This window comes from Microcoleus sp. B4-C1, assembly GCF_036705285.1.
GTDB lineage: Bacteria > Cyanobacteriota > Cyanobacteriia > Cyanobacteriales > Microcoleaceae > Microcoleus.
In genome coordinates this window covers 30,434-36,821 of sequence record NZ_JAUBUC010000066.1, presented here as the reverse complement: position 1 = coordinate 36,821, position 6,388 = coordinate 30,434, and the positions used below count along the sequence as shown (strand labels likewise).

5 protein-coding genes are annotated in these 6,388 nt (G+C 45.3%); 3 read left to right on the top strand and 2 right to left on the bottom strand.

Annotated elements, in window-relative coordinates:
• Positions 1-183: 183 nt before the first annotated feature.
• On the top strand, positions 184-789 hold the full coding sequence (locus QUB26_RS23010; RefSeq protein ID WP_333245109.1) for a Uma2 family endonuclease: 606 nt from the start codon (positions 184-186) through the stop codon (positions 787-789).
• Between the two features lie 67 nt (positions 790-856).
• Here the strand turns inward: QUB26_RS23010 and QUB26_RS23005 are convergent, their stop codons facing one another.
• Positions 857-1,180, bottom strand: a complete 324-nt coding sequence (locus QUB26_RS23005; RefSeq protein ID WP_333115063.1) for a type II toxin-antitoxin system RelE/ParE family toxin — start codon at positions 1,178-1,180, stop codon at positions 857-859.
• Positions 1,181-1,182: 2 nt separating this feature from the next.
• Positions 1,183-1,467: a type II toxin-antitoxin system Phd/YefM family antitoxin gene (locus tag QUB26_RS23000; protein ID WP_172187146.1), complete on the bottom strand. Its 285-nt coding sequence runs from the start codon at positions 1,465-1,467 to the stop codon at positions 1,183-1,185.
• A gap of 222 nt (positions 1,468-1,689) precedes the next feature.
• Between QUB26_RS23000 and QUB26_RS22995 the strand changes: the two genes are divergently transcribed.
• Together QUB26_RS22995 and QUB26_RS22990 are read left to right on the top strand one after the other, a co-directional pair.
• Positions 1,690-4,119 carry a GH116 family glycosyl hydrolase gene (locus QUB26_RS22995; RefSeq protein ID WP_333319876.1) on the top strand — a complete coding sequence of 810 codons (2,430 nt, stop codon included), beginning with the start codon at positions 1,690-1,692 and terminating at the stop codon, positions 4,117-4,119.
• Positions 4,120-4,676: 557 nt separating this feature from the next.
• Positions 4,677-6,110, top strand: coding sequence for a protein adenylyltransferase SelO family protein (locus QUB26_RS22990; protein WP_333245103.1), 1,434 nt, complete (start codon positions 4,677-4,679; stop codon positions 6,108-6,110).
• Positions 6,111-6,388 lie beyond the last annotated feature (278 nt).

The following is a 6,388-nucleotide window of genomic DNA, read 5'->3' as shown; positions in this document are numbered from 1 at the left end:
GTTAAATGCCTCGCCTAATGTCGGTCAATAGCCTTCATAGCCTTGATTTAGCCTCTCGACAATTAATCCACCCTGCCTACTCCCCTTAATAAGGGGGGCTAGGGGGGATCTCCGGGTTAGTTTTATTTGACAATAATGCTAAAGTACAGTAATTAAAATAAAGCAAAAAACTATTAGTTTCCAATGGCTTACACCGCGCAAAAAATCCTAACTTTTGAAACATTCCTCGATCGATATGGTGACAACTTCCGCTACGAACTCGCTGACGGAGAATTAGTTGACAGGGAACCCACAGGCCCGCACGAAACCGTCAGCGGTAAACTAGCAACTCAAATCGGCATCGCCATCGCAGCCGAAAAACTACCCTGGTTCATTCCCCGCACTTGTTTGATCCGTCCATTTTCAGATGCAGCTACTGCCCGCCGTCCCGATATTGTCGTATTAGATGAAACCGCTATTGTCAGCGAACCTCTTTGGGAAAGAGAACCAGTGATTACGCTGGGACGATCTATTAAATTGGTGGTAGAAGTCGTCAGCACTAACTGGGAAACAGATTATGCCCGAAAAGTTGAAGAATATGCTATTTTAGGGATTCCAGAATATTGGATAGTTGATTATCGCGGATTGGGGGGTGTGGCTTTTATCGGTAAACCAAAACAACCTACTATCACCGTTTGCCAACTGATTGACCAAGATTACACCCAGCAACAATTTCGCCTCGGTCAACCGATTATTTCTCCTCTGCTAAAAAGCTTGCCATTTCGCTTAGATGATATTCTTTCCCGATAAAGTGGGGTGTCAAACTAAATATAGGAATTACGCACTGGTAGTCAGGGTTTCGACACTTCGACGGAGTTTATTCTGATTCATCTATCATCGGTTTTTGGGCAGCGTGTCGCACAAAAATAATCTGAACTCTATCATCAACAATCGTAAACAGAATCCGATAGGCATTTCGTCCCTTGCCGTAAACAAGTTGTCGTATTTCTTCGTCAAAAAAACTATTCTCAAACGCGAAGGAACAACGAGAAGGCATATTTTCTAGCGATAAGATAGCTTTGTACAAGCCTTCTAACCAATTTCTAGCCTTCTGAGAAGAATGATTACTCAACCAAAAATAAGATTCCTCGATCGCTTTTTGCGCTGCGGGTTGGATAATGACTTGATATTTCTGATTCATCGCTAACTGTCTAGCTTATCAAACAGTTGATTGAAAAAATCCTCCGCTTTTTGCCCTTCCCCTCGATCCATTTGTGCCAAACCCAGTTTAATTCCCTTTAAAGTCTCTAATAACTCAACCGCATCTAAAAGTTTCTGATAGGATTCAGCATCCTGAATAACTAACTCTGCTTTTCCGTTGACAGTTAGAACTAAAGGATGTTTTGTTTGTTTGAGCCGCTGCACAAACTCAGTCGTATTACGTTTAAAATCGGTGAGAGAATGTATGTCTCTTGAAAGGTTAATCATAATGATAACATGAAATTCGCATCTAATTAAATGTTAAACGATACCTGCGGAGTTTGTCAATCTAAGCTTAGGTGATATTTGATATTTTGCCCCGATAAAGTGGCTTGCTGCAATCTAAAATCTAAAATCTAAATCAGAAACCGCGTTTTTTGCGTAAGTCCTATATATACTATTAAGTCTCTGCCGGAATTCCGCCGATCGCCCTTGCCACTAACATCTATCATGAACGATCGCACATCAACTCCAAACATCCCCCCGCACACCTGGAAACGTCCCATCGGCCTCGGTTGGGAAAATCCCTATACAGTCCGCTACGCAAGCAATCTCGACGACGGGCCCTGGCACGGAATGCCTCTGGGCGGGTTCGGTGCCGGCTGCATCGGGCGATCGTCCCGCGGCGACTTCAACCTCTGGCATATTGACGGTGGCGAGCACATTTTTCGCAGTTTGCCCGCTTGTCAGTTCAGCGTTTTTGAAGAAACTCAAGGCAAGAAACAAGCTTTTGCACTCTCCACTGAACCGCCTACCGATGGCAGTTTATCTAGTTGGAAATGGTATCCATCGGAAGGAAGAAGGAAGAAGGAAGAAGGAAGAAGGGAAGAGTCAACTTCAGGGACTTATCATGCTTTGTATCCGCGCAGTTGGTTTGTTTACGAAAATGTGTTTGAGGCTCAATTAAGCTGCGAGCAATTTTCGCCAGTTTTGCCGAACAATTATCAGGAAAGCAGTTACCCAGTCGCCATGTTTGAATGGGTGGCGCACAATCCTACAGATGCGCCGATTACTCTCAGCATCATGCTGACTTGGGAGAATATTGTCGGTTGGTTTACTAATGCTAACAAGTCGCCGAAAGTCATGGTTCGAGATGATGGTAGTCCATTTTATGACTATCAACCCCGGTGGGGAGAAAGCGGCGGAAATATGAATTTGTTGGTGGAAGATTTTCACCGGATAGGCTGCGTGATGACGCGGTTGACTGCTGAGGAGGAACCGCAAGAGGGGGATGGACAGTGGGCGATCGCAACTATTACTAATCCGGCGGTAGAAGTATTCTATCAAACTCGCTGGAACCCGGCGGGGAACGGTGATGATATTTGGCGCAACTTTTCTGCTGAAGGTTTTTTGTTGGATGACAAAGACGAGACAGCAGCCGCCGCCGGAGAACAGTTGGCTTGTGCGATCGCAGTTCGCTTTACTATTCGACCGGGAAAAACTCGCAAAATTCCCTTTATTATAGCTTGGGACTTGCCCGTTACTGAGTTTGCGTCGGGAGTTTGGTACTACCGCCGCTATACGGATTTCTTCGGCCGCAACGGCAAAAATGCTTGGCCGATTATTCGCACTGCAATGAAGCATTCGGATACTTGGCGCGAAAATATTGAAGCTTGGCAAAAACCCATTTTAGAACGGAAAGATTTGTCAGACAGTTTTAAAATGGCGCTGTTTAACGAGTTATACGCCCTGACAGACGGCGGTACTCTTTGGAGTGCGGCTGACGAACGCGATCCCAAGGGTCAATTTGCGGTTTTGGAGTGCATTGATTACCGCTGGTACGAAAGTTTGGACGTGCGGCTTTACGGTTCTTTTGCTTTGTTGATGCTGTGGCCGGATTTGGAAAAGTCGGTGGTTTTAGCGTTTGCTAGGGCAATTTCTGCAGGAGACGATACGCCGAGAATTATTGGCTGGAATCAAGCTTCGGCTATTAGAAAAGCTGTCGGTGCGACGCCGCACGATTTGGGTGCTCCTAATGAGCATCCTTGGGAGAAAACGAATTATACTAGCTATCAAGATTGCAATTTGTGGAAGGATTTGCCTTGCGATTTTGTGTTGCAGGTTTATCGGGATTTCCTGTTGACTGGCGCCACAGATTGTGAGTTTCTGCAAGAGTGTTGGCCGGCAATTGTTGAGGCTTTGGCTTATCTGAAAACTTTTGATGAGGATGGGGACGGAATTCCTGAGAATTCGGGAGCACCGGATCAGACGTTTGATGACTGGCAAATGCGGGGGATAAGTGCGTATTGCGGGGGTTTGTGGTTGGCGGCGCTGGAGGCTGCGATCGCGATCGGTGAAATCTTGGAAGATGCAGCACCGGAGATAATTCCTAACCCTCAAGCAAAGATAGCATTATATCACAGTTGGCTGTTACAAGCAAGACCAAGCTATCAAGAAAAACTGTGGAACGGTCAATATTACCGTTTGGACAGCGAGAGTAATTCCGAAGTGGTGATGGCCGACCAACTGTGCGGTCAATTTTACGCGAAACTGTTAGGATTACCGGATATTGTGCCGCCGGAATGTGCAGCCAGTGCTCTAGAAACTGTGTACGAATCTTGCTTTTTGAAGTTCAACGATGGCGAGTTCGGTGCGGCAAATGGGGTGATGCTGAACGGTTCGCCGGAAAATCCTAATGCGACTCATCCTTTGGAAGTTTGGACGGGTATTAATTTTGGGTTGGCCGCTTTTTTGGTACAGATGGGGATGGAGGATAAAGCGTTTAAATTGACGGATGCGGTGGTGAAGCAGATTTATGAAAATGGGTTGCAGTTTCGGACGCCGGAAGCGATTACGGCGGGGGGAACTTTTCGGGCAAGTCACTATTTGCGGGCGATGGCGATTTGGGCGATTTACGGAGTGTTGACTAATTTTAAATAGGGGAAAAGGTATATAGCAATCCTTGTAGGAGTTGTAATTTTTTTGACCCCACCCCAACCCTCCCCGAACCCGTGGGGAGGGAGTAAGAAATTCACAAATGATTTAGATTACTATATTAGCTGGTGAATCCCACTTAAATTTAAAAAATTTAAGACTTCATATCATGTCCCGTCGATTACCCGAAATCAGGTAGGGGCGGGTTCACCAACAACATCGGCCAATAATTGACAATCTCAAAAACCCGCCCGGCCGGGATATTATGGTCAATCCGATATGAGATCAACTCCATTTTTAGCAAGAAAAACGGTTAATTTAACTATCGCTAAAATTGACCGTTAAAATTTTTAGCCTTCCAGGGAGACGCTAATGTTTCATGATCAAACTTTAGCTATGCTAAAATTTTAAAATGAAACAGCCCTGCTGGGATGCAAGGGAGATCGAAATCGGCTATAAACGAGAGAGAAAAAGGGTTTGAGGCGATTGTTGACACCAATGCAGTCCGCACCTTACCCGTATATAATTGGGAGCGATCGCCAATTTCAAGATAAAATAGAAAAATGTCAAATCCTTTGCTTTCCCTCAACTACGAACCCGCCCTCGAATCCCTCGGTGGCGACTATTTTGATGAAGTCCCTGCGGCCGATTTTCCGCAGCATATTCTCCGCTTCCGCAACGACAAATTATTGCCGATATTGGGTTTAGACCCAGCACAAGTAACCGACCAACATTTTATCGAAGCGTTCGGCGAATTTCACTGCGTCCGCCCCTTTCTCGCACTCCGTTACCACGGCTATCAATTCAACACATATAACCCCAATTTAGGTGATGGTAGAGGCTTCTTATACGGCCAAGTTCGCGGTACTGACGGCAGACTTTACGACTTCGGCACTAAAGGTTCCGGCCGCACTCCCTACTCGCGGGGCGGTGATGGTAGACTCACTCTCAAAGGGGGAATTCGCGAAGTTTTAGCCGCCGAAGCTTTGCACCGGTTGGGAGTTAGAACATCTCGCTGTTTTAGTTTAGTTGAAACTGGAGATGCTTTGTGGCGGGGGGACGAACCATCTCCGACGCGATCGTCCGTAATGGTGCGTTTCAGTCATTCTCACATCAGGTTTGGAACTTTTGAAAGATTGCACTATATCCGCCGCCCGGATTTAACTAAAAAACTTTTAGATTTTGTTATTGAATATTACTATCCACAACTGCATTTAGAAGCAAGTAATGCCGGGGTTTCGCCTGCAGAAAAATATGCCCTATTTTATGCAGATTTAGTCAAGCGAGTAGCTGAATTAGTCGCTCAGTGGATGGCAGCAGGATTTTGCCAGGCCGTGCTTAATACTGATAATATGTCAATTACAGGAGAAAGTTTCGATTACGGGCCTTTCGCTTTTATCCCAACTTACAAGCCGGAATTTACAGCAGCTTATTTTGACTATTCGGGTCTTTATTGTTACGGCAATCAACCGTTGATTTGTAGGGACAATTTAGAGAAGCTCCAGGAACCGCTAGCAGCGGCGATTCCTCAAGCTGATATGGATGCGGGTTTGGCCAAGTTTGGCGATTATTATAATGCAGCTTATCGGGAGTTGATGCTCAAGAGATTGGGATTTGAGGATTTGCCAGAAGCTGATGGAGATGAGTTGTTGAAGGTGACAATTAAAATGCTGGCGGAGTCTCAAGTAGGCTATCACGATTTCTTTTTTGAACTGCGAAGACAGTTTTCTGGCACTTGGCGAGATGATGCTAGTCTAATTTTTACTGAGGCGGAACCGGCGGACTTGATAGCACCTTGGCGACAGTTTTATTATCACGTTTTGCAAAGTTTGTCGGCGGATGATATGGATAAAATGGCGGACAGGTTGCGGAAGCACAATCCCGAACAATCGCTGTTGAGACCGACGATTGAGGCTGTTTGGGAGGCCATTGCTATTGAGGATAATTGGGAACCGTTTTATGAATTGGTTAAACGACTTCAAGACCCAGAAAATTGATTAATAATAGCTTGAATTAATAGCGCGTAAGGGCTGGTTCACCTGCATTTTCTGTTGGTATTAAAGATTAGCGTGAACCAGCCCCGGAGCAATCTGAGATTATAAAATCTTGACCGATAAAAATATAACATCGAGAAATAATTACTAATGACTAATGACCGAAAGAATCGAGGATACAAGCCCCCGGATTTATTCCGAAAGCAGAATCAGGACCCAGAAATAAAAAACCTGTATCAGATGAAACTTGCCCCCCGAATTTATCTCGCCCAAGTCAATTC

What these genes read in the sequence shown, in the direction of transcription:
- QUB26_RS23010 (WP_333245109.1), top strand. Translation starts at nt 184, where the DNA reads ATGGCTTACACCGCGCAAAAAATCCTAACTTTTGAAACATTCCTCGAT.
- QUB26_RS23005 (WP_333115063.1), bottom strand. Translation starts at nt 1,180, where the DNA reads ATGAATCAGAAATATCAAGTCATTATCCAACCCGCAGCGCAAAAAGCG.
- QUB26_RS23000 (WP_172187146.1), bottom strand. Translation starts at nt 1,467, where the DNA reads ATGATTAACCTTTCAAGAGACATACATTCTCTCACCGATTTTAAACGT.
- QUB26_RS22995 (WP_333319876.1), top strand. Translation starts at nt 1,690, where the DNA reads ATGAACGATCGCACATCAACTCCAAACATCCCCCCGCACACCTGGAAA.
- QUB26_RS22990 (WP_333245103.1), top strand. Translation starts at nt 4,677, where the DNA reads ATGTCAAATCCTTTGCTTTCCCTCAACTACGAACCCGCCCTCGAATCC.